We start from the raw sequence: 22,391 nt of genomic DNA on the forward strand, positions 1-22,391 counted from the left end.
ATGGCAGAAGAAAACGACGAACCCCAATCGCTCGAAGACGTGAGCGGAGTCGGCCCGAGCAAGGCCGAGTCGCTCCGCGACGCGGGCTTCGAGTCGGTACAGGACGTGAAGGCCGCGAGTCAAGACGACCTCGCGGAGGTCAACGGCATCGGGAACGCCCTCGCCGCCCGTATCAAGGCGGACGTTGGCGGTCTCGAAGTCGAAGAGGAGACCGAGGCCGAAATCGAAGAGGACGAACCGGACGAGGCAGACGCCGAGACCGACGAGGAGGTCGAGACCGAACTCCAGCCCCGCGGGCTGGTCGATAAGACCCCCGACCTCAGCGACCGTGAGGAGGAGCTTCTCACGCAGCGCAAGCGCGTCGGCAAGCCGCAGTTCAACCGGCAAGACTACCACAAGAAAAAGCGGACGCCGACCTCGTGGCGACGCCCGCGCGGCGCGCTGTCGAAGCAGCGCCGCGGCGTCAAGGGCAAAGGCGACACGGTGCAGGCTGGCTTCCGGACGCCGACCGAGGTGCGCGGCAAGCACCCGAGCGGCTTCGAGGAAGTCCGCGTCCACAACACCGACGACCTCGAAGGCGTCGATGGCGACACGGAAGCAGTCCGCATCGCCTCGAAAGTCGGCGCTCGCAAGCGCGAGCGTATCGAGGAACAGGCCGAAGAACAGGGCGTTCGCGTCCTGAACCCGACCTACGTCGAAGTGGAGGTTGACGAATGAGCGACCTGAGCGCACAGAAGCGACTCGCGTCCGACGTTCTCGACGTTGGCGAGAACCGCGTCTGGTTCGACCCCGAAGCACAGGGAGCGATCGCGGAGGCGATTACCCGCGAGGACATCCGCGAACTGGTCGAGGACGGCTCGATCAAGGCGAAGGACAAGAAAGGCAACTCCCGCGGCCGCGCCCGCAAGCGGAAGGCCAAGCGCGACTACGGTCACCAGACCGGCGCTGGCACCCGAAAGGGGAAGTCGGGCGGTCGCCAGCAGGGCAAAGAACAGTGGCAGCAGAAGATTCGCGCGCAGCGAACGAAGCTCCGTGAACTCCGTGCCGAGGGCGAAATCACGCAGTCTCAGTACCGAGACCTGTACGACAAGTCCAAAGGCGGCGAGTTCCGTAGCGTCCAGTACCTGCTGAACTACATCGAGAGTAACTACTAACAATGGCAACAGGACCACGATATACGGTGCCGATGCGCCGTCGCCGCGAGGTCCGGACTGACTACCATCAGAGGTTGCGCCTGCTAAAATCGGGCAAGCCCCGGCTGGTCGCTCGCAAGAGCAACAAGCACGTCAGGGCGCAGCTGGTCACGATGGGTCCCAACGGCGACGAAACGGTTACGAGCGCGTACTCCGGCGACCTCGAAGAGTACGGCTGGGAAGCCCCCACGGGCAATCTCCCCAGCGCGTACCTGACGGGGCTGCTGGCAGGCAAGCGAGCGCTCGAAGCCGGACTCGAGGAGGCGGTCCTCGACATCGGTCTCAACACCGCGACACCCGGAGGCAAAGTATTCGCAGTACAGGAAGGCGCAATCGACGCCGGGCTCGAAATCCCCCACAACGACAGCGTGCTGGCCGACTGGTCGCGCAACCGCGGCGAACACATCGCCGAGTACGCCGAGCAGTTGGACGAACCGCTCTACAGCGGGGACTTCGACGCCACAGAACTACCCGCGCACTTCGACGAAGTGCGAGAGAACCTCATGGAGGACTAACGTATGTGTGCTAACCACGACGGCTGGGAACCCCAGACCCGTCTCGGCCGCAAAGTCGCCGAGGGCGAAATCGACACGATGGAGGACGCCCTCAACTCCGGACTCCCGCTGAAGGAGTCGGAGCTCGTCGATCAGCTGCTGCCGGGACTCGAAGACGAAGTGCTGGACATCAACATGGTCCAGCGGATGACCGACTCCGGTCGGCGCGTGAAGTTCCGCTGTGTCGTCGCCATCGGCAACCGAGACGGCTACGTCGGCTACGCCGAAGGCCGCGACGATCAGGTCGGCGGTGCCATCCAGAAGGCAATCGACATTGCGAAGCTGAACATGATTCAGGTCAACCGCGGCGCGGGGTCGTGGGAGGACCGAAGCGAACGGCCCCACTCGCTGGCCCGCCAGACGAAGGGCAAGGCTGGCAGCGTTGAGGTCGAACTGATTCCGGCCCCGACCGGTCTCGGTCTCGCGGCGACCGACACCGTCCGCAAGATTCTCGAACTCGGCGGCGTCGAGAACGCGTGGACCAAGAGTCACGGCAACACCCGGACGACGCTCAACCTCGCCAAGGCGACGTACAACGCCTTGGAGAACGCCGCGGAGTCCCGCGGCCCGCGCGGTCGAACTGACTTCAGCGAGGAGGTGGCCGAGTGATGAAGGCGGTCGTCCAGATTCGCGGTGAAGTTGACATGACCGGCGAAACGCAGGACACGCTGGAGATGCTGAATCTCCACCGCGTCAACCACTGCACGCTCGTCCCGGACACCGACGCCTACCGCGGTATGGTCGCAAAGGTCAACGACTACACCGCCTACGGCGAACCCAGCCAAGACGTGCTGGAGACGGTACTTCAGAAGCGCGCCGAACCCGAAGCGGGAAGCGCCGACATCGACGACGAGTGGGTCGCCGACAACACCGACTACGACGATGTGAGCGACCTCGCAAGCGCGCTGCTGGACGAGGAGACGACGCTGCGAGAGCAGGGTCTCTCCCCGGTCCTCCGACTTCACCCGCCGCGTGGCGGTCACGACGGAATCAAGCACCCGACTAAAGAGGGCGGTCAGCTCGGCAAGCACAACACCGAGCAGATCGACTCGCTCCTGAAGGCGATGCGATAACCATGACGGACAAGAAACGACGACAGCGCGGCTCCCGCACGCACGGCGGCGGTAGTCACAAGAACCGGCGCGGTGCCGGTCACCGCGGCGGACGCGGACGCGCGGGTCGCGCCAAACACGAATTCCACAACTACGAACCGCTCGGCAAGCACGGCTTCTCCCGACCGGATAAGGTTCAGGACGAGGTCCTGACCATCACCGTCCAGAAGCTCGACGAGGACGCGGCCCTGATGGCCGCCGAGGGCGATGCCGAGGAGACCGACTTCGGCTACCGTCTCGACGTTCGAGACATCGTCGAGGACGGCTGGGACGCCGACGCCGTGAAGGTTCTCGGCGACGGCCAAGTGCGCAACCAACTCGAAGTGACGGCCGACGCCTTCTCTGCGAGCGCGGTCGAACTCATCGAGGAGAAGGGCGGCGACGCCGTCCTCAGTGAGCGCGGCGAGGAAGACGACGCGGACGACTCGAACGACGAGTAGTCGCGCAGTCGCAGTTTTCGATTTTTCGATGGTGTTCGGTTTCGATTTGAGTGGCGACAGCGTTGAGACAATCGAGTGAAACGCTTATGAGGCCACCTCTTCAATACGGAGTATGACCTACGATACCGTCGTCTTCGACAACGACGGTGTCCTCGTCGGCCGGACGAGCTTCGACGTTCTGCGGGACGCGACCCTACGAACGTTCGAGAAGTTCGACGTGACCGACCCGGACTCCGACCACGTAGACGATATGACGGTAGGCGCGACACCGAGTCGCGTCAGTGAAGTTTGCAGGACGTACGACCTCGACCCCGAGCGGTTCTGGCGAGCCCTCGACAGCACCTCCTCGCGCGCCCAGCAGATGGAGGCTCGTGAAGGACGCAAGACCCCCTACGACGACGTGGACACGCTGGCCGACCTCGACACCTCGATGGGAATCGTCAGTTCGAACCAGCAAGAGACGGTGGATTTCCTCATCGATCACTTCGATGTGGACCATCTGTTCGAGACGGCGTACGGCCGCGAGGCGACCATCGAGAGCCTCGACCGGCGCAAGCCCAACTCCCACTACATCGACCGGGCGCTGTCAGACTTGGACGCCGACTCGGCGCTGTTCGTCGGCGACAACGAGTCGGACATCCGGGCCGCTGAGAACGCGGGCATCGACTCGGCGTTCATCCGGCGACCCCACCGTCGAGATTGGGACCTGAACGTCTGGCCGACGTGGGACATCGAGTCGCTGGACGACCTCCACAGAATCTGTAGCGCCTGAGGAAGCCGACAGCACTCGCGGGAAAGCGGCGCGCCAGCGGTAGCTACGCCAGCGGTTCAGACGGCCGCGACCGGTCGTACGTCTCCCGGAGCGTGTCGGCGAACTGGCCGCCCTTCCGAAGCGCGATGGTGACGACGACGAACTCTTCGTCGGCGGGCCGGAGGATGAACACCTCGCGCGGAGCCGACCCCTCCTGTTCGTTCACTCTATCGACCAGCGGTTCGACCGGGCGAGTGCCGTCGCGGAACGACTCGAACGTCCCAGTAGTCGGACTCTCAGCGAAGACGTAGAGGACGCCGTTGACCTCGTTGTCGGTGTTTCGCGTGACGCGACTGTTCATCAAGTCGCCCGCGGCGCGCGCGTCGGTCCACGTCTCTCGGGCCACGTCGAACACGGGGTCGATGTCGTCGGCGAAGACGTACAGCGTCGGACGGCGAACCGACACAGACCGGACGGTCGGGTCGGGACTCGACCAGTCGAGGTCGGCGTCGATGAGGTAGCCGGGACGGAGGTCCGAGACCGGCGCGTCGTGTCCCGAATCGGCGGTGACGACCGGTTCGAACGTCTGGAGGTCGAGGAGTCGAAGTCGCCCGTCGGATACCTCAAGGATGCGATAGCGCTTCGGGCCGGTGGCTCCCTCGTCCGTTCGGGCATCGTCGTGGTCGGTCGCGTCTCCGTTTTCGTCGTCGCTTGCGGTCCGAGTGTCGTCCATCGATCCATCGCCGTTCGCGGACCGGTCGTCGGTGCGCCAGATGTCGTCGCTCATGCGACGGTGTAGGAGTTGACGCGGGGAAAAGCACACGCATCGGTGCCTCTGCAAGTACGACGACGGTCGCCCGTATCGTGAGACTTTGTCACATTCGTATCGTGGTTCAAAGCGAAGCACATACAAGCCCCCGTCCGATGTATTGCGATATATGAGTTGGAAAGAGACGGCAGAACCAATACTCACCCGGATGCCCTCCGTAAGGCGTCCGGAGGGCCACGTTCCGTTCAAGCGAAAGCTTGGGTGGACCGCGGGCGTGTTGGTTCTGTATTTCTTCCTCACGAACATCTACCTGTACGGGGTCAACATCGGAAGCCAAGACGCCTTCGGCCAGTTCCGCTCGATTTTGGCGGGTGGCCAAGGAACAGTCCTGCAACTCGGAATCGGTCCGATAGTCACCGCCTCCATCGTCCTCCAACTTCTCGGTGGTGCCGACTTGCTCGGACTCGACACCGACGACCCGCGGGACCAAATCCTGTATCAGGGTCTCCAGAAGGTGCTGGTGGTCGGGATGATATTCCTGACCGGCCTGCCGATGGTGTTCGCAGGTGGGTTCCTACAGGTAGACCCGCAGGTCGCCCAGAGCCTCGGCGTCGGCACGATGGGCGTCAAGTGGCTCATCTTCGGCCAGATCGCGGTCGGGGGTATCCTCATCCTGTTCATGGACGAGATCATCAGCAAGTGGGGCGTCGGCTCCGGTATCGGCCTGTTCATTATCGCCGGTGTGAGCCAGAAGCTCCTCGGCGGCCTGTTCGCGTGGCCCGGCCTGCCGGGCCAGACCGGCCTCATCCCGACATGGATTTCCCTCATTACCGGGAGCGCCCAGAACGCGCCGTCGCTGTTGACCAGTGACGGCATCCAGTACCTGCTGCTCGACGGCGGTGGGATTCTCGCGCTCGTCACGACGGTCCTCATCTTCGCGGTCGTCGTGTACGCCGAGAGCGTCCGCGTCGAGATTCCGCTGAGTCACGCCCGCGTGAAGGGCGCTCGGGGTCGATTCCCCGTGAAGCTCATCTACGCCAGCGTCCTACCGATGATCCTCGTCCGGGCGCTACAGGCGAACCTCCAGTTCCTCGGCCAGATTCTCTACAGCCAACTCGGGGCGGGTGGGATGCCCAACTGGCTGGGAACCTACTCGGGCGGCCAGCCCACCGGCGGGCTGTTCTACTACCTTGCGCCGATTCAGACGCGAGGCCAGTGGATGTGGTGGACCGGGACGGTCGGTCAGGAGCCGTGGCAGGTCATCATTCGGATTCTCATCGACCTTACCTTCATGGTCGTCGGCGGTGCCATCTTCGCCATCTTCTGGGTGGAGACCACCGACATGGGTCCGGAAGCGACCGCCAAGCAGATTCAGAACTCCGGGATGCAGATTCCCGGCTTCCGCCAGAACACGGGCGTCATCGAGAAGGTCATGGAGCGCTACATCCCGCAGGTCACGGTCATCGGCGGCGCGCTCGTTGGCCTACTGGCCGTGTTGGCGAACATGCTCGGCACCATCGGCGGCGTCTCCGGGACGGGCCTGCTGCTGACAGTCTCCATCACGTACAAGCTCTACGAGGAGATTGCCGAAGAGCAACTGATGGAGATGCACCCGATGATGCGCGACATGTTCGGATAGTCGGTCCGAACGTGACGTTCTGAACTATTTTCGCCGTCGTTCCGTAACTGATTCGCTCGACTCTCAAACTTCGGGAGATTCAGACGCGGTACAGTCGCGCCGTCCAGAACTCTCGGAAAGCATCGCCTAGCGCATCCTCAGGGTCACCAGTCGCGTCCACCGCGCGCGTGGCGTCAGCGCGCTCCTCGAACTCCCCGAGGAGGGTGCGCTGGCCGACGACGAAGAGTCGGTCGGCCGACGACTCGGCCAGCGCCTCGTCGAGGGTTGCCTCGCACTTGTCGATGTGCTCGTCTATCTGGGCGTCGCGGCGGCGTTCGAATCGGCCCTGCGAAAAGCCGCCCTTCGAGTGGTCGCCCTTCACGTCGCTCTCGAACCCCTCGAAGCCGACTCGCTCGCGGCCCTCGTAGGTGCCGACCGCGAACACGTCCGACCGGACCACCGCCAGCGCGAACGCGCCGGTCGGCAGGAACCACTCGCGCTCGATTCGGAATCCCTCGCCCCACTCCGCAAAGGGGTCGGGTGCGACCGGCGGCGTCAGTGCGGCGCTCACGAGACCGGCGTCGTCGCTGACCGCGAGGCAGGGGCGTGCGCGAGCGACCAGTCCGGCGTGGTCGCCGAACGCCTCTTCGACTTTGGAGGGTACTCCCCGGTCGCCGTCGGTGACCATCGCGGTCAGCGCGCCCTCGGGGTCGGTCTCGACGGAGTCGAGACGCGATAGGAGTTCCGCGAGGCGGTCGCCCCGGACGGTCTCGACCCCGCGGAAATCGAGGTCGGTCTCGTCGGACTCGGTACGCTCGACCCGATCTTCCAACTCGGTGATGCGGTCTTGAAGCCGATTGACCCGCTGTTCGGCCTCCTGTCGGGCGGTCGCGTCCTCGGAACGGCGCTCCTGTTCGGCCTCCAACTGGCGTTGAAGGTGGCGCTTCTCGTCTTCGAGGTCGGCGATTCGTTCTTTCAACTCCGCGCGCCCGAGCAACTGGTCGAGCATTCGCCCCGAAAAGTGACCGGAGGCGTCTTGTAGCTTCTGCTTGGGGTCGCCTCGCTCCGAGCCTCGTTGCGCTTCCGACCACTCGAATCTATATAGTTTAGGGTGCCAAATATATACTTTCTGCGCTACGCTTATGAGCGTCAGGCGGGTAGCTTCGACTAAGCAATGACCGAGGGAAGTGGGGTCCAGAAGCTCCGACCTGCCGCACCCGAACCGACTGAAAACGACCACCGCGACGACGGAACCGTCGATTTCTCCGCCCTGACCGCTCGCGCGGAACCGACCACGCTCGCGCGGTTCGGTGCGCCGCGCGCCGAGACCCGGACCGCGCTGGCGGTGTTTTCCGACCCGCACGTCTCGACCGAGAAGTCCGGAACGTGGAAGGCCTACCACCGGACCGAGACCCGCCTCCGAGGCGCGGTCGCCGACGCCAACGACCGCGGGGTCGATGGCGTAATCCTCGCGGGCGACCTGACCGAGGACGGCCGCCCCGAGGACTTCGACGCGACTGCGGACGCGCTGGCCGACTTGGACGCGCCGTTCGTCGCGGTGCCGGGCAACCACGACGTGCCCAAGGCGTTCGACGACCACGAGACGCCGCCCATCTCCGCGTTCGAGGACTGGTTCACGCCCGAGTCGTTCCCCTACCGGGCGCGACTCGGCGGCGTGGACGTGCTGGGGCTGAACTCGGCGTCCGCGCCCGACGGCGAACTCGACGCGACCCACGACGGCGCAATTTCCGACGACCAACTCGCATGGCTTGAATCGACGCTCCCTGAGACCGACACCGCGCTCGTCGTGAGCCACCACAACCTGCCGGGTCTCGAAGCCCACCTGAGCGAGGACCACTACGCGCCCCATCCGCCGGTCGGCGACGCGCCCGCGCTCGTGGACGCGCTCGCGGACCGCGACGCGCTCCACCTCTCGGGCCACGTCCACCTGCCCGCGGCGATTAGCGAGGCGGCAACGCCTCGAACTGCGAGCGGGCAAGGCCCGCGAGCGGGAGACGTGCGAGGGCTGGTTTGCCCGGCCCTCTCGTCGTTCCCGCAGGCCTACGCGCTCGTGGAGGTCGGTCCCGAGGGGACGACTGTCCGACTCGTCCCGGTCGCCGACGAGGCGGGCGTCGCGGAGGCCTACGACCTCGCGCGGACCCACTCCGAGCGGAGCCGTGACGTTGCGGAGATGGTCGAAGCGCAGTTAGCCGACCTGCCGCTGGCCGACGAGCGGTAGAAATAAACAGATGTTGACTTGAATGGACTCGTCAGTCGGCCGCAACCGGAGACCGACGTTCGTCGCCAGCCATCCGGAGAACGTCGTCGAAGAAGCCGAGCGTGTCGTGGGGACCGGGGTTGGCCTCGGGGTGGTACTGGCGCGTGATGACGTTCAGGTCGTCGCTCTCCAGTCCCTCGGCGGTATCGTCGTTGACGTTGACCTGCGTCACGTCGAGTTCCGGGCCGGGTTCGGCGACGGTGTAGCCGTGGTTCTGGGTCGTCATCACGACCTTGTCGCTCCGGAGGTCCCGGACCGGTTGGTTGACGCCACGGTGGCCAAAGTCCATCTTCTCGGTCGTGCCGCCGAGCGCGCGCGCGACGATCTGCTGGCCGAGACAGATGCCCGCCAGCGGGACCTCGCCGACGAACTCGGAGACGAGCGACTGGGCGGCCTCGAAGTTCGCGGGGTCGCCCGGCCCGTTCGAGACGAACAACACGTCGGGGTCGAGGTCCGCGACTTCGCCGGGCGTCACGTCGTAGGGCAGGACGTGGACCGTCGCGTCGCGTTCGAGCAGCGACTCGGTGATGGACCCCTTCGCGCCGCAGTTCACCAGCGCCACGTCGGGACCATCGGCCGCCCCGTCAGGAGTGTGGGTCTCGCGCTGTGAGACGCTGACCTGCGCGCCGATGTCGGTGTGGTCGCTCATCCCCGGACAGTCCGCGAGCGCCTCCTTGGCCGCCTCCGGAGAGGCGTCGGGACCGGCCGAGATGCCACACTTCATCGCGCCGCCCTCCCGAATCTGTCCCACGAGGTCGCGCGTGTCGAGGTTGTCCACCGCGGGGACGCCCTCGCTTTCGAGCCATTGGGCCACGTCGTCGGTGAGTTCGCGCGCGACGACCGCGCGGGGGTGGACTCGCTCGTCCTCGAAGCGCTCCTCTCGGACGCCGTAGTTACCGATGAGCGGGTACGAGAACGTGAGGACCTGCTCCTCGTAGGAGGGGTCGGTCAGACTCTCTTCGTACCCCGTGTACGCGGTCGTAAATACCAGTTCCCCGTGAGTCGTGCCCGGAGCGCGACAGCGCGCCTCCACGACGCTGCCGCCTTCCAGTGCCACGTATGCATCTGTCATTACGAGATTCATACGTAATACCGGTGTATAAACCTTGCTTTCGTAGCGAGATTACGAATTTCGTAATTATCAAGTAACTCCCCGGTCTACTATCGCATCTCAATGGACGAACTCGACCGCGAAATCCTGAGCATCCTCCGCCGAGACGCCCGAAAACCGTACACCGAGATAGCCGAACAGGTCGGCACGTCGGAAGGGACGGTCCGCAACCGCGTCGAGCGCATGGCCGACGACGGCGTCATCGAACGCTTCACCGTGACCACCCGGACGGGCAACGTGAAGGCGATGATAGAACTCGACGTGGCGGTGGACGTGAACACCTCCGACCTCGGCGAGCGCGTGGCCGACTGGGAGCAGGTGGACTTCGTCTGGCAGGTCTCGGGCGAGGAGGACATCGTACTCGTCGTGGACGCCGCCGACACCCAGAGCGTGAATCAGTTGATTTCGAAAGCGCGCGAACTGGAGGAAGTCGTCAACACGAAGACGCGCCTGATTCTGGACGAGAAGTTGGGGTGATTGAGACCGAGATTCTGAAGGCGTCGAAAGCGAATTGTGAGAAATTCGGAAGTCGCTTTTGAAGACTTCGAGAGTCGGCTCTGAATGACCGCTAACTCGCGGAAAGCGTCGAGCTAGCTACTGCCGACGCCACTCATACCGCACGGCACCGCCCCGCACCGCAACCGCGGACCTCACACCTCCCCAACCGCCTGCGGTCCTCGCTTCGCTGCGGTCCTCGTCCACCGGCGGACAACCCGCGTCCGCCGAGCCGTCGTTCGCATCCGCTCACGACGACCTCGCGCGGTTGGCGCGGCGCGCAGTCGCGCCGCGCCAGCGCGCGCCGGGATGGATGTTCGGTGAACGCGTTTCAGTTACGAAAACCGAAACCGGATCGAATCGCGTTTACACCCCCCGATTCCGACGTTCTCAGTTCCCTCGTCCCGGACCGCCGTCGAAGCTCACTTCCGCGATGCGGGTGTTGTAGGGGTCTCGCTCCTCGGTCTCGGGCGGAATCTCCACGTCGGGCGAGTATTGGCTCACAGTCCAGAAGCGCCCGCTCTGTGGGTCCACGGCGACGCCGTTGTAGTCGCCCCACCGGAGCGGGTTGCCGACCGTACCGAAGCCCTCGCCGTAGTCGTAGTTCGATTCGCCGTCCTGCACGACGAGCGAATCGGCCAGTTGACCCTGCGCGTCGTCCGCGGTCCGGCCCGCGACGACCGCCTGAATGTAGGTGTCCGGACCGCTCCGGTCGTGAGCTATTACCATCCGGCCGCCGTCAGCCCCGACCGTCGGGATGTAGTAGGAGGTTCCCGGTTCACCGTAGACGCCGCTCTGGACGACCGAGCGCGTCGCCACGTCGATTTCGTACCACCGAATCGCCGCGACCGCGCGCCCGTCGCCGTCCCAGTCGTACTGGATGGTGTGGGCGGTCCACAGCGACCCGTCGTCGTAGTCGGCGTTCATCAGGCGCGTGCCGAGCGTGTCCACGAGGTCAGTCTCGTCGCCGCCCTTCTGGCGCGCTGGCGGCGGATAGCTGTACGGGTCCACCGCGACGGTGTGACACGAGAGCGTCGGGTCGCCGAGCGGGTCGGTCAGTTCCCAGAGCGTGAGCGTCTCGACGCTCGGCCCGACGGGGAAGTCGGCGTTCACGAGGTAGTAGGCGTTCGACTGCCCGCCCGCGAACGGTTGGAGCGCGGGCTGGACCGTGAACGTCTGGCCGTCGGAGTTCGGGTCGCTCATCCCCGTGAAGTGGTTGGCGGTCACGTCCTCGCCCGCGTACATCGCGGCCTTGTCGAGCGTGACCATCGTCACCTCGAACTCCGTGCCGAAGAAGTTCTGGGTCAGGTAGATGGCGTCCCGGCCGACGCCGAGCGGCGGGTAATCGACCAGCCCCTCGTTTTCCAGCGGCGGGACGCGGTAGACGTGCCACTTCCCGTTCGGGTTGCTCGTCGCCGACACCGCGACGACCCACCACCCTCTCGGCGGGCGACTCACCTGCACGTCCTCCAACTCACCCTCCTCCAGCATCTCGCGGTCGATGACCTCGCCGTCGGTCGTCAGGCCCGGTTCGTACTGGGTCGCCGCGACGACGAACCGGTCGCTCTCGCGGTCGTAGCGCGCCCGCGGGTCGAACACGAACGGTTCGCCGTAGAAGAACCCGCCCTCAGGTTCCGAAATCACTGGCTCCCAGAGGCGTTCAAGGCGGAACTGCTGTTCGCGCGTCCCCGACTGCTTGTTGAAGATGGCGACCTGCCGGTTGAGCGCGTGGACGAGCTTGCCGTTGCCCGCGGCGACCTGCGAGTCAGAGGGAACCCCGCCGCGAGTCTCGTCGGCGTTCACGCCGTCGTACTCGGTGCGCACCGAGAGCGGGCCGGAGTCGTCGATGTCCGACTCCTGTGCGGCCTGCCGCGGCGGCTGGCGACCCTCGGCGTCGGCGGCGTCCCGGCGACGGTCCGCCATCGCGGCGGCGTCCGCGGGATTCGCGGCGTCCACCGTCGGTTCGGCGTCCCCGCGACCCTGTTCGGCCCGAATTTGTCCGACGTTGACGGTTCCGCCCGAGTACGTTCGCTCGAAGGGACCCTCTGCGCAGTCGGTCTGCGCGGTGGCGACGCCCCCGCCGAAATTCGCCAGCGAAAGCCCGCCCAGTCCGACGCCCGTGGCCTGTAACAGGCGTCGGCGGTCCATCGAGAGGTGTCCGTCGTCCGTGCGGTCTGTTCCGTCGGCGTCCCTGCCGTCAGTTACCGTCCCGTCGTCGTCCGTATCCGAATCGCCGTTTCGTTTGCTTCGTCTCATTGGAACTCCGAGTTGATAATCTCCATATTAAGAGTTAGTTAATTACCTCCTGACAGAGTTTCCAAAGATAAACGAACGAGAAATTTTAAGATGGGGCGCGCTGTACGTATGTTGCTCTGAGCCGAGCGGAAATACAAAATCGTCGCGGCGTGAAAAATGGGTCCCGTCGAATTACTTCGGCGGCGAGACCGACCACGTCACGAACCTGCTCGCCTCGAAGTTGCGGGTGGACGTGCGCCGGGACGAACCGGTTGGGTTCAGTTTCGACGGCGAGACCACCGAGTACCAGTCGCTGACGATGGAGACCGGCGAGCGCACGGTGGAGATTCCGGTCGGCGAGCGCTACGAACCGAATCCGGACTGAAGCGCTCGTCGTACCGAACGAACCGAACTCGGAGAAAATTACACCGCTTGGTCGTGCGGGCCGGAGAACTCCCGCTCGCGGCGGTACTGCTCGACGAACTCCTCGATTTCGAAATCGAGCATGTCGTCCTCAAACTGGGCCATCGCGTCGTCGTCCTCGGCGTGACTGACGGCGTGTTCCATCAGTTCTACGAGGAGTTCGACCACGATTTCGTGGAGTTGCCGGGAGTCGAAGTCGGTCAGCCAGACCAACGCGTAGCCAACGTCTTGGTCCTCCTCGACGTTCTCGCTGACGACCTTTTGCGGGAACTCCTCCAGCACGACGCCCATGATGTGGGGTGTCCCGAACTCGCCGAGGTCGTCGTCGGTGTCGATGGTCGCCTGGAGGACGTTCACGAGGAACTCCGGGACGAATCGGGAGGGCGGATGCACGTCGGTCACGACCGCGTGGTTCGCGCCGCAGGCACACTCGTACTCGCGCATGCCCATGTCGAGGTCGTGAACGTGGACTGACTCGCCACAGGGGAGGTCGATTTCGGCCCCCCGACCGCCCGGAACGCGCGGTTCTGCCATGCGACAGGGTTGGGGTTTCGAGCGTTTAAACGCCGCGACTCGCAGAGAGGCGTGAAGGTTGAAATACGAACACGAGACAACCCCTTCTCAAGATGGCGAAGCGAATCTGTCTCTCGCGAGCGGCTCACGAACGCCTGAAAACGCTCAGAGACGACGGCGAGACGTTCTCCGAGGTGATACTCCGAGTTACTGTGGACTGACTCAGGGCCAGTCGTCGCGCTGGTCTTCCTCGGTCGCGTCCTCGCCGTTGTCGGCCTCCTCGGCGAGTTGCCACTCGGCCGCCTCGGCGGCCTCGGTCACGTCGAGGAACTCCCACTCGTGGTCGTCGGCGAGGTCGCGGTCCTCGTCGTCCGTGCCGACGAGGACGTGGCGGTCGGTGTCGAACTGCTCGCGGACGCTTTCGAGGCTCTCGCCTTTCCCCTTCGGGCCGGAGAAGAAGTCCTGCCGGATGCGGTTCTTCCGGGTGAAGTTGGTGACGACGTAGGTGGGCTTGTCCGAGACCACGCCGACGTACTTGCTCCACCTGCGGGCGTCGTCGAACACCGTGCCGGGTTCGGCCAACTCTTCCAGCGCCGAGAGTTCGAAGGCGAGGGTCATCTCGCCGCTTCCGTTCATACCTCCATTTCGGCCCGTGGCGGCCAAAACGGCTTCGGTACGGAGCCATCTCTACCGGGGACTCGATGGGCGACTCCAAACGCGGGCGTCGCTCCGGGTCGGACGCTCGAACGCGGCCGAAACGCCGGTCAGACGAGTTCGACGCGGAGGTACTCCGAGAACACGACGACCGGTTCGTCGGCGAGCGCGGTAGCGATTTCTGGCGTGACCGCGACGGTGCCACCGCCCTCGCGGTCGGCGAGCAACTGCTGGACCTCCTCGGGGAGTTCGTCGAAGTGGCGGACCGGCGCGCCCGCCGGGAGGGTCGTCGTGGGACGGACGCGGACTGTCCGTCCGTCGCGCTCGGTTCCGGAAATCGTGTTCGAGGACATTGTGTTACGTGATACCAAATGTCGTGTAGTATGTTAAACCTTCTGGTCGTCGGAACTTACAGTTCGGCTCGATAGATATTCCGTCAGGGCCGCACGTCGAAAAAGAAATCGGGCGGGATAGCCGCGTTCGGCGGCACTACGGGCGCTTGAAGGCCGAGTCGCTGGTCAGAAGCGGTAGCCTTCGTCTTCGTCGCCGAGCGAACGCTCGGTGGTCTCCATCATCTCGTCGGCGAACTCCATCTCGTCGCGGGTGTCGCTCTCCATCGTGGTCTGGTACTCCTTGATACCGAGCGAGAGTATCTCTTCGAGGGCCTCTTGGCGGTCCACGAACTCCTCCTGCGAGACGAGTTGGTCGATCTGCATGTCCACGTCGTCGGACAGGGAGATTTCGAGTTGGGGCATGTACGTGCGCTACCGGTTCCAGCCACTACAACGTTTGGTTGCCGCACGGTTCGGCCGCGAACAGCCCCAGAAACGGTAATCGAGGGCGACGAAAACGGAATCGAAACTCGGGCAGACTCGCGGTTCGCACGGTGAGCGCTCGCCAGACGCGACGCTTCGTCACTACTGTTCCTGCGGAATCGCCAGCTCTTCGGGGTCGAAGTCCTTTTCGAGCAGGGTCTCTTTCTGGTCGGCGACCTCCGCTTCCTGCCGGATGAGGTCCTTGTAGTTGCCCTGCGGGGCGATGTCGCCGATGAGGACGCCGCCGATGAGCTTGCCGTCCTTGAACGCGAGGCGTCGCCACTCAGTGTCGCTGTACTTGCGCTCGCACTCGTCGTCGCCCAGCGTCGGGAAACCGAAGCTGAGGAACGGGAAGTCGAAGTGCGTGATGGAGTACGACGAGACCCAGCGGAACGACTCGACTTCGTCGTCGGCGACCATGTTCTTCGCGGCGATCTGGCCCTGCTCTTTCGCACTGCCCCACGAGCCGTTCTGGGCGTGTTCGTCGAGGATGGTGTCGTAGTAGCGGGTGATGTCACCGGCCGCGTAGATATCTTCGACGCTGGTCTGCATGTACTCGTCAACGACGATGCCGCTGTCCTCCTCGATGCCCGCTCCTTGGAGGTACTCGGTGTTGAAGTTCAGGCCGATGGCGACGCCCACGAACTCGCTGTCGTACTCCTCGCCGTTGGCGTCCACCGTCGAGACGACCCGGCCGTCGTCGTCGGTCTCGAAGCCTTCGACGCCGCTTTCGAGGACGGGTTCGACGCCCTTCTCTTCGAGGGCGTCGTGGATAATCTCCGCGCCGTCCAGACTCAGGCCGTAGCGCCACCAGCGGTTGCCCCGCATGATGTACTTGGCATCGACTCCTTGGGCGGCACAGACCGCCGCGAGGTCGATACCGAGCAGGCCCGCACCGACGACGACGCCCGTGTCGGCCGCGTCCGCGTTCTCCTGAATCTTCCGGGCGTCTTGGAACGTCCAGAAGTGGTGGACGCCCTCAGCGTCGCTGTTGTCCACCGGAAGCTGGGTCGGCGTCCCGCCCGTGGCGACCAGCAGTTTGTCGTACTCGAACGTGCCGCTGTCGTGGGTGTGTACCTCGTGTGCGTCAGGGTCCACGCTCGTCACGAACGTGTTGAGTTCGAGGTCGATATCCCGCTCGGCGTACCAGTCTTCCTCGTGGATGGAGATGGGTGCTTCGGGGAGCTTTCCTTTGGCGAACTCCTTGATGAGGATACGGTTGTAGAGTGCCTCACCTTCGTCTGTAATCACGGATACGTCGGCGTCGGGGTCCTCCTCGCGGATGGTCTCCGCCGCGGAACTCCCCGCGATACCGTCACCGATTATGACGTACGACTCGCTCATAACCGAGTCTTCATCTTCGGGGTTAAAGTCGGTTGCTATCTCCGTATTATGCGAGACGTTCACGGACAGACGAGCTTTTGGGCGTCGCGTCCTAACACTCGCCCGATGAAGATAAACCAGAACGTCCGCCACTTCGCTTCGCGGAAGGCGCTGGAGCTTCCGGTGGTCTCCGACATCGTGAAGCAAAAGCTCGTGGACCTCCACACCCGCATCTTCCTCGAAAAGGCAGACGAGGCCCACCGCGAGGAGCGCCGGGAGCGACTCGACGCCTTCTTCGACGCGACGATGGACACCTACCTCGCGGCGCTACAGGAGGGTGCACCCGAGGCCGAGGCCCGTGAAATCACCCACATCCAGGCCAACTTTGACTTCTACAACCACGGCTGGACCGAGATGATGGAGTTCCCCAGCGACGAACTCGACCAGCATTACGACCGCTACGCCGAGTTCTTCGAGCGCCACGGCATCGCCATCGAGGACCCTCTCGGCGAGTTCATGCCCGCCGACGGCATCCCGGACTCGCCCTCGACGCCCGAGAAGTTGGAAGAGCCGGAACACCCCTACGCCGAGGACGGGTTCGCCGACGACGTGTACGTGCAGGGACCCGACGGCGAGGTTCGCGTGGGTGGCCAAGAGGAACCCGACGAAGTGGACCTGACCGACGCCCCCGGCGTGAGCGACGAGGACGCCGAAGCCTAACCGGGGTCCGCGCACCCTCCGGATTCAATTTCGTTTCTCCGAGCGGTAGAAGACACAAAACAACGGCCGGGTGCGGATTTCTACCTTACAGTTCGTATTCTGAGACGTGCGGGAAGAAACAGCTATAAACATAGAGGGGATTGTGGGGAATCGAACACAATGTCCGGATTCGATATCGAAGCCGACGAGTCGGCGAATCGACTGCACATGGAACTTCGCGGGTCGCTGAGCGAGGCGGAGGCGGCGAGCGCCATCGAACGAGTCGAGGCGGAAGCCGCGAAGCTCTCGCCGGGATTCGACGTTATCAACGATATCTCCGCGTTCAAACCCCTCTCCCAAGACGTGGCCGACATCATCGCGGAGGGCAAAGAGGCGCTGACGGTCCGCGACGCCGCGGCGCTGGTGCGTGTCACGGGCGACTCGGCGCTCGGCGACATGCAGTTTAGCCGCGTCGGCGGCGACGAGGGCTACGAGGTCACGAAGGCCGAGACAGTCGCGGAAGCCGAGGCGAAACTCGACGAACGCTAGCTCACTCGGGGGTGATTACTTCTTTCCGGCCCGCGATGCGGTCGGCACACTCGTAACCCGCGACGATGCCGCCGTTCAGACTGCGCTCGGGATACTGCGCCCTGCTGGCCATCCCGGCGTAGTAGAGACCGTCGGCGACTTCCGCCGAGAGGTCGTAGGGAATCACCGTGTCGAGATACCCCCGTTCGTAGATGGGCGCGGCGCGGGGGTTCTTGCCGAGGCGGAACTCCTCGACGTGCGAGCGGTCCCAGTCGGGGAACATCTCCTCGATGTGGCCGAGCCACAAGTCCTCGATTTCCGTCTCGTCCATCTGCCAGAGGTCCTCCTCGTAGTCCTGAATGTAGCTGGCGACGTACAGAAGATGGTCGCCGCCGTAGTTCTCCGGCGGCATGTAGTTGGTGTGCTCGATGAGCGCGCCGAACGGGGCGTCGTGGGCGACGTTCAGCCAGTAGGTGTCGGTCAGCGCTTCGTCCATCGTCACCAGCGCACAGACCGCGCCTTGGAAGTCGATGTCACATTCGTAGCCACAGAGGTCTTCGAGGACGTTGGGCATCGCCGCGACCACTACGTCGTCCACGGCGTGCGTTTCGGTGGCGACGCCAGGGTCGGCCGCTTCGACGCCTCCGTCGGTCTCCGCCGCCTCACCGACCTCGGCGCTCGCCGCCGGTTTCGTCTCGACCGTCATCTCGCTGACTCGGCCGTCGTCGAGGTTGAGGTCAGTCACGCGAGCGTTCGTAGTGATGTTCTCGCGCCCGACCGCCGCTACGAGGGCGTCGAGCAACCGACCGAACCCGCCTTCGAGATAGCCCAGCGGTTCGCCCCGAAGGAGGTCGCGCTCGCCGCGGAACTTGATGCGACCCAACAACCACGCGGCGCTCACGTCGCCTTTCCGGTCGCCGAACTTGGCGTCCAGCAGCGGTTCGAAAAAGCCCTCGTAGACGCCGTTGGAGGTGTGTTCGCGCAGGAACTGTTCGATGGGCACGTCCTCGAAATCCTCCAGATTCTCGTAGGTATCGAACGTCGGAATCCCGCCGCGCACGTCTATCTCTTGGGTGAGCATTGTGAGGCGGAACTTGTCGTAGACGCTCATGTGCGGGTAAGCCAGAATCTCCCACGGCTTGTCCATCGGGTAGACGGTCCCGTCCCAGTAGTAGGCGTTCTTGCCGATGGGCCACGTCACGTCCTCTCCCAGTCCCAACTCCTCGATGAGGTCGATGATGGTCTCCTCGGAGGCCGAGAGGTGGTGGTAGAACTTCTCGACGGGGTCGCCCGCGGTCTCGTAGACCGCCGCGAGACCGCCGATCTGGTCGCTGGCTTCGAATACTTGCACGTCGTGTCCGTGCTGCTGGAGGCGGTAGGCGGCCGCGAGACCCGCGATTCCGCCACCGACGACACCTTTCATACCACTCCGTTCGCCGCCGCCCGGCAAAGGTCTTGTTGAAGCCCCGGTGTGACGGTTGCCTGCAAGTCGTCGCTCCGGTCGTCTCTCGCCGAGTCGCGTTCAGGCCCCTTTTTGAGTTCCGGGCGCGTACTCCGGCGTATGACTCGATTCGACGCCACGACCCCCGAGGAGCGCCAGAAACTGTTCGCGGAGGGCATCGTCGCCCACCGCGAGCGCGCGAGTCCGTTCGTTACCTTCGAGACCCACGCTGACGCGACGGCCGAATCCGGCGGGAGCGCGACCGACGGCGCGGACGCCGAGGGCGAGAACTCCGACGCTCCCCAGCAAGCCCCGCCGTGGGTCCAGTTCGGCGACGGCACGCTCAACCTCGACTGCACCGACGCGGAGTTAGACGATCTCAAGGCCTTGCTCGGCGAATTTCCGGCGTTCAAGATAGACGACATCGTTCGCCCGGAAGAGACCGAAGGCGTCAACGTCCGGGTGTCCGCGCTGGCCGACGCCAACCGGGTCGCCCAGTGCGTCGAGCGTATCTTCCGAGAAGTGTACGACCGCCCCGAGGAGTTCCGCGCGTGGGTCGCCGCCGTGTAGGTCGCTTCAACAGGTTTATTTTCTAAGCCCGGTCTCGATGCACTAATGAGTATTGCCGAGGATATGTGCTCGATTACGTTAGACCACGCGGGCGAAAAGCTCCGATACTTCGTCCGCGCGGACCCCGACAACGGCGATCACAGCGAGGTCGAAACTCTCCACCTCCGCGAGGACCTTGACTGGACCGACCGCCGCCAGCGCGAAGTCGAATCCGAACTCCTCGAACTCGTGGCCAGCGAGAGCTACGAGGAACTGATGGGTGCCGACAACGTCAACCAGATAATCAAGGTCGCCGACACGAAGATTCTGTTCACCGGGTTCGTGGACGACGAAGTGGTCATCGCCGCCTTCGAGCGGGGTATCCTCCCCATTCTGCCGACGGTCGTTGACGAGTTCCGAGAGTACATGCTCGAACGCGACGTGTCGTTCATCGCGCTCGACGCCTGACTGGCAGGAAATCGGCGACCGCGTCAGTCTATCTGGATGTACGTCCGGGTCGTCCCCACGCCCTCTACTTCGTGTATCCCTCCGGTGACGATTTTCTGTAAGGCGCGGACCGTCTCGCCCTCGACTTCGGCGACGATGTCGAACTCTCCGGCGACGACGTGAGACTCCGTGACGCCCGGCAGGTCGCGGACGGCCGCGGCCACGCTCTCGGCCGCGCCGGTTCCGGTAATTATTACGATGTACGCACGAACCATACCGCAGTTACGGCGACCGGCAGGAAAGCATTATCCTCCGGGTGAGTCCCCCAAACGGGGTTTCCGCTCGAAGAGTCGGCGTGGCGTCTGAGCCTCGTTGCGGAGTTTTCAGTTCCGACCGACAAATAGCGGCGGACGCTCGCTGCCGTGCTCGAAGTGGGCGATAAGGACAACTGGAGCGAGAGCCAGCCAGATACATGTAGAGTTCGACACGTCGATTGAGTTTAAATATGCAGTCTTTTAATAACTTTTAACTCTGTCGAGATGTGGTTTTCTACCGTGGTTGATGATGAATAACACACTACTTCGAGCAAGCATCGGGCTATTCGTCGTCGGTCTGCTTCTCGCTGGAGTAACCGGTATCGGGGCGGCACAGGAAGACGCCTGCTACGCTAGCGCCTGCGGTAATTATCCGTATAGCATCAGCGAGGACCCGACCGCGATCACCGAGACGGTGACGCAGGAAGACGCCTGCTACGCCAGCGCCTGCGGTAACTACCCGTACAGTCTCGACGGTGACCAAGCCGATTCGAGTTTCGGCACGCAGTTCGGTCCACAACTCATCGCATAGTCGAAATCGCGTCGCAGATTTTTACGACCGCCAGTACGCCGGAGTCAGCAGGACTAACACCGGCAGGATTTCGAGGCGACCGATCCACATCAGGAACACCATGAACAACTTCGTCGTGGACGGGAACGGAATGTAGTTGTTCATCGGGCCGACGATGCCGAATCCCGGTCCGATGTTGCCGAGCGTCGCCGCGGTCGCACTCATCGCATCGAGTGCGATTAAGTCGAGTCCGACGCGGGCCGCGTCGAAGTAGACCAGCATCGCCGCGACGAAGAAGATGACCAGATACAGCAGGGTGAACGCGTAGATGCCCCGGACCGCGCGCTCGTCCAGCGACCGGCCGCCGAGACGCACCGGCCGGACAGCCTCGGGGTGAATCGTGGTGAACAGTTCACGCTTGAGCGACTTCAGGATGACCAGCCAGCGCACGATTTTGATGGCACCGCCGGTCGAACCCGCCGACCCGCCGACGAACAGGGTGACGAACAGGACGAACTGGGCGGAACTGCTCCACGTATTGAAGTCCATGCTGGCGTACCCCGTCGTCGTCACGAGCGAGACGACCTGAAACATCGCGTGGCGGACCGCTTTCTCTAAATTGCCCGAGAGCGGTCCGATAGTCGGCGTCTCGGCCATTCCCGCGCCGGTGAACAGCAGAATCGCAGCTAACCCGGAGAAGGTCGCCAGCACGCCAGCGTAGAAGCGGAACTCCGTATCTTTGCCGAACACCTCGGCCTCGCCGTTGAGCGCGTGCCAGAACAGCGCGAAGTTGGTTCCGGCGGCGACCATGAACGGGATGATGAGCCACTGCACCGCCGCGGAGAAGTATTCGATGCTCCGCGCGGCGGGCGAGAACCCGCCGGTCGCCATCGTGGTGAACCCGTGAGCGACCGACTGATACAGCGTCATCTCGGGCGCGAGACCGACGAGGTGGAGACCGTAGAGGAGAGCCATTTCTAGTGCGGTGATGCCCAGATACGCCTTCCAGAGCGCTCGCGCGGTCTCGGCGATGCGGGGCGTGAGCTTCGTGATACCGGGACCGGGGGCTTCGGCCTCCATCAGTTGTGCGCCGCCCACCGAGAGTTCCGGCAGGATGGCGACCGCCAGCACGACGATGCCCATGCCGCCGAGCCACTGAGTCTGTTGGCGCCACATCATCAGTGCCCGCGAGTGGTCCTCGAAGCCAATGTTTTTCATCACCGTCGCGCCCGTGGTCGTGAATCCGCTCATCGACTCGAAGAGGGCGTTTACCGGCTGGGCGATGGTGCCCTGTCCGGCGATGACGTACGGCGTGGCCCCGATTATCGACACCGCGAGCCACGTCAACGCGACCATCAGGAACCCCTCGCGCGCGCCGAGGTCGGGGTCGTCGTCTAACCGTTCGAGACTCCACCCGACGCCGACCGCCAGCGCCATCGACGCGACGAACGTTGTCACGCCGTCGCCGTAGAAGACCGCCAGCGCGAGCGGGAAGAACATCGCCACCGCCAGCCACTTGACCACCGTTCCGACGAGACTGCAACTCGCTCGCCAGTCCACACGCAGGTTCATTGACGGCTCACCCGTCGCTGATTCGTCTGTCGGGACATTGCTACGC

General features: G+C 64.2%; 28 protein-coding genes. 16 read left to right on the top strand and 12 right to left on the bottom strand.

Annotated features, from left to right (window positions below; all coding sequences use genetic code 11):
* The 7 genes from EP007_RS03845 to EP007_RS03875 all read left to right on the top strand — a co-directional run bounded on the left by EP007_RS03845 (position 1) and on the right by EP007_RS03875 (position 4,071).
* Positions 1-717, top strand: coding sequence for a 50S ribosomal protein L32e (locus tag EP007_RS03845; protein WP_128476395.1), 717 nt, complete (start codon positions 1-3; stop codon positions 715-717).
* Positions 714-1,154, top strand: a complete 441-nt coding sequence (locus EP007_RS03850; RefSeq protein WP_128476396.1) for a 50S ribosomal protein L19e — start codon at positions 714-716, stop codon at positions 1,152-1,154. Before EP007_RS03845 ends, EP007_RS03850 begins: the two co-directional genes overlap by 4 nt.
* Before the next feature lie 2 nt (positions 1,155-1,156).
* Complete coding sequence (locus tag EP007_RS03855) at positions 1,157-1,708, top strand: 50S ribosomal protein L18 (protein ID WP_128476397.1); 552 nt, start codon at positions 1,157-1,159, stop codon at positions 1,706-1,708.
* Positions 1,709-1,711: 3 nt separating this feature from the next.
* Positions 1,712-2,356: a 30S ribosomal protein S5 gene (locus EP007_RS03860; RefSeq protein WP_128476398.1), complete on the top strand. Its 645-nt coding sequence runs from the start codon at positions 1,712-1,714 to the stop codon at positions 2,354-2,356.
* A complete protein-coding gene (gene rpmD, locus EP007_RS03865) occupies positions 2,356-2,820 on the top strand; it encodes a 50S ribosomal protein L30 (protein ID WP_128476399.1) in 465 nt (154 codons plus the stop codon). Before EP007_RS03860 ends, rpmD begins: the two co-directional genes overlap by 1 nt.
* 2 nt (positions 2,821-2,822) lie before the next feature.
* Positions 2,823-3,299 (top strand): uL15m family ribosomal protein, encoded by a 477-nt coding sequence (locus EP007_RS03870; protein WP_128476400.1) that lies wholly within the window; start codon positions 2,823-2,825, stop codon positions 3,297-3,299.
* Positions 3,300-3,411: 112 nt separating this feature from the next.
* Complete coding sequence (locus tag EP007_RS03875; protein ID WP_128476401.1) at positions 3,412-4,071, top strand: HAD family hydrolase; 660 nt, start codon at positions 3,412-3,414, stop codon at positions 4,069-4,071.
* A gap of 43 nt (positions 4,072-4,114) precedes the next feature.
* Here the strand turns inward: EP007_RS03875 and EP007_RS03880 are convergent, their stop codons facing one another.
* Positions 4,115-4,837, bottom strand: a complete 723-nt coding sequence (locus tag EP007_RS03880; RefSeq protein WP_243700440.1) for a DUF6663 family protein — start codon at positions 4,835-4,837, stop codon at positions 4,115-4,117.
* 151 nt (positions 4,838-4,988) lie between these two features.
* On the opposite strand from EP007_RS03880, the gene secY reads away from it, so the two are divergent.
* Entirely contained in the window at positions 4,989-6,458 is a 1,470-nt protein-coding gene (gene secY, locus EP007_RS03885) for a preprotein translocase subunit SecY (protein ID WP_128476402.1), read from the top strand.
* Positions 6,459-6,537: 79 nt separating this feature from the next.
* Here the strand turns inward: secY and EP007_RS03890 are convergent, their stop codons facing one another.
* Entirely contained in the window at positions 6,538-7,446 is a 909-nt protein-coding gene (locus EP007_RS03890) for a Vms1/Ankzf1 family peptidyl-tRNA hydrolase (RefSeq protein WP_128476403.1), read from the bottom strand.
* A gap of 165 nt (positions 7,447-7,611) precedes the next feature.
* Here EP007_RS03890 and EP007_RS03895 point away from each other — a divergent pair, with 165 nt between their 5' ends.
* On the top strand, positions 7,612-8,676 hold the full coding sequence (locus EP007_RS03895; RefSeq protein WP_128476404.1) for a metallophosphoesterase family protein: 1,065 nt from the start codon (positions 7,612-7,614) through the stop codon (positions 8,674-8,676).
* A 31-nt stretch (positions 8,677-8,707) separates the two neighbouring features.
* On the opposite strand, the gene carA is transcribed toward EP007_RS03895, so the two are convergent.
* Positions 8,708-9,787 (bottom strand): glutamine-hydrolyzing carbamoyl-phosphate synthase small subunit, encoded by a 1,080-nt coding sequence (gene carA / locus EP007_RS03900; RefSeq protein WP_128476405.1) that lies wholly within the window; start codon positions 9,785-9,787, stop codon positions 8,708-8,710.
* 102 nt (positions 9,788-9,889) lie between these two features.
* Here carA and EP007_RS03905 point away from each other — a divergent pair, with 102 nt between their 5' ends.
* Positions 9,890-10,303, top strand: coding sequence for an Lrp/AsnC family transcriptional regulator (locus tag EP007_RS03905; RefSeq protein ID WP_128476406.1), 414 nt, complete (start codon positions 9,890-9,892; stop codon positions 10,301-10,303).
* A gap of 408 nt (positions 10,304-10,711) precedes the next feature.
* On the opposite strand, the gene EP007_RS03910 is transcribed toward EP007_RS03905, so the two are convergent.
* Positions 10,712-12,577, bottom strand: coding sequence for a hypothetical protein (locus EP007_RS03910; RefSeq protein ID WP_243700441.1), 1,866 nt, complete (start codon positions 12,575-12,577; stop codon positions 10,712-10,714).
* Between the two features lie 226 nt (positions 12,578-12,803).
* On the opposite strand from EP007_RS03910, the gene EP007_RS17310 reads away from it, so the two are divergent.
* Entirely contained in the window at positions 12,804-12,941 is a 138-nt protein-coding gene (locus EP007_RS17310) for a hypothetical protein (protein WP_166035424.1), read from the top strand.
* Positions 12,942-12,979: 38 nt separating this feature from the next.
* Here EP007_RS17310 and EP007_RS03915 read toward each other — a convergent pair whose 3' ends face one another.
* The 5 genes from EP007_RS03915 to EP007_RS03935 all read right to left on the bottom strand — a co-directional run bounded on the left by EP007_RS03915 (position 12,980) and on the right by EP007_RS03935 (position 16,305).
* Complete coding sequence (locus tag EP007_RS03915) at positions 12,980-13,513, bottom strand: DUF5815 family protein (RefSeq protein ID WP_128476407.1); 534 nt, start codon at positions 13,511-13,513, stop codon at positions 12,980-12,982.
* A gap of 201 nt (positions 13,514-13,714) precedes the next feature.
* Positions 13,715-14,128, bottom strand: a complete 414-nt coding sequence (locus tag EP007_RS03920; RefSeq protein ID WP_128476408.1) for a DUF7124 domain-containing protein — start codon at positions 14,126-14,128, stop codon at positions 13,715-13,717.
* A gap of 128 nt (positions 14,129-14,256) precedes the next feature.
* Entirely contained in the window at positions 14,257-14,499 is a 243-nt protein-coding gene (locus EP007_RS03925) for a hypothetical protein (protein ID WP_128476409.1), read from the bottom strand.
* 165 nt (positions 14,500-14,664) lie between these two features.
* Positions 14,665-14,901, bottom strand: coding sequence for a DUF7120 family protein (locus EP007_RS03930; protein WP_128476410.1), 237 nt, complete (start codon positions 14,899-14,901; stop codon positions 14,665-14,667).
* 162 nt (positions 14,902-15,063) lie between these two features.
* A complete protein-coding gene (locus EP007_RS03935; protein ID WP_128476411.1) occupies positions 15,064-16,305 on the bottom strand; it encodes an NAD(P)/FAD-dependent oxidoreductase in 1,242 nt (413 codons plus the stop codon).
* Between the two features lie 105 nt (positions 16,306-16,410).
* On the opposite strand from EP007_RS03935, the gene EP007_RS03940 reads away from it, so the two are divergent.
* Together EP007_RS03940 and EP007_RS03945 are read left to right on the top strand one after the other, a co-directional pair.
* Positions 16,411-17,004: a DUF6149 family protein gene (locus EP007_RS03940; RefSeq protein ID WP_128476412.1), complete on the top strand. Its 594-nt coding sequence runs from the start codon at positions 16,411-16,413 to the stop codon at positions 17,002-17,004.
* Positions 17,005-17,163: 159 nt separating this feature from the next.
* A complete protein-coding gene (locus EP007_RS03945) occupies positions 17,164-17,532 on the top strand; it encodes a hypothetical protein (RefSeq protein ID WP_128476413.1) in 369 nt (122 codons plus the stop codon).
* A 1-nt stretch (position 17,533) separates the two neighbouring features.
* Here the strand turns inward: EP007_RS03945 and EP007_RS03950 are convergent, their stop codons facing one another.
* A complete protein-coding gene (locus EP007_RS03950; protein WP_128476414.1) occupies positions 17,534-18,934 on the bottom strand; it encodes an NAD(P)/FAD-dependent oxidoreductase in 1,401 nt (466 codons plus the stop codon).
* Positions 18,935-19,072: 138 nt separating this feature from the next.
* Here EP007_RS03950 and EP007_RS03955 point away from each other — a divergent pair, with 138 nt between their 5' ends.
* Positions 19,073-19,522, top strand: a complete 450-nt coding sequence (locus EP007_RS03955; protein ID WP_128476415.1) for a hypothetical protein — start codon at positions 19,073-19,075, stop codon at positions 19,520-19,522.
* A gap of 45 nt (positions 19,523-19,567) precedes the next feature.
* Positions 19,568-19,969, top strand: coding sequence for a hypothetical protein (locus EP007_RS03960; protein ID WP_128476416.1), 402 nt, complete (start codon positions 19,568-19,570; stop codon positions 19,967-19,969).
* A 23-nt stretch (positions 19,970-19,992) separates the two neighbouring features.
* On the opposite strand, the gene EP007_RS03965 is transcribed toward EP007_RS03960, so the two are convergent.
* A complete protein-coding gene (locus EP007_RS03965; RefSeq protein WP_128476417.1) occupies positions 19,993-20,223 on the bottom strand; it encodes an Lrp/AsnC family transcriptional regulator in 231 nt (76 codons plus the stop codon).
* A gap of 286 nt (positions 20,224-20,509) precedes the next feature.
* On the opposite strand from EP007_RS03965, the gene EP007_RS03970 reads away from it, so the two are divergent.
* Positions 20,510-20,794 (top strand): hypothetical protein, encoded by a 285-nt coding sequence (locus EP007_RS03970; protein WP_128476418.1) that lies wholly within the window; start codon positions 20,510-20,512, stop codon positions 20,792-20,794.
* 21 nt (positions 20,795-20,815) lie between these two features.
* On the opposite strand, the gene EP007_RS03975 is transcribed toward EP007_RS03970, so the two are convergent.
* Positions 20,816-22,345, bottom strand: a complete 1,530-nt coding sequence (locus EP007_RS03975) for a TrkH family potassium uptake protein (protein WP_128476419.1) — start codon at positions 22,343-22,345, stop codon at positions 20,816-20,818.
* Positions 22,346-22,391: the final 46 nt, after the last annotated feature.

The organism is Halorussus pelagicus, from assembly GCF_004087835.1.
In the GTDB taxonomy this organism is placed as follows: Archaea; Halobacteriota; Halobacteria; order Halobacteriales; family Haladaptataceae; genus Halorussus; species Halorussus pelagicus.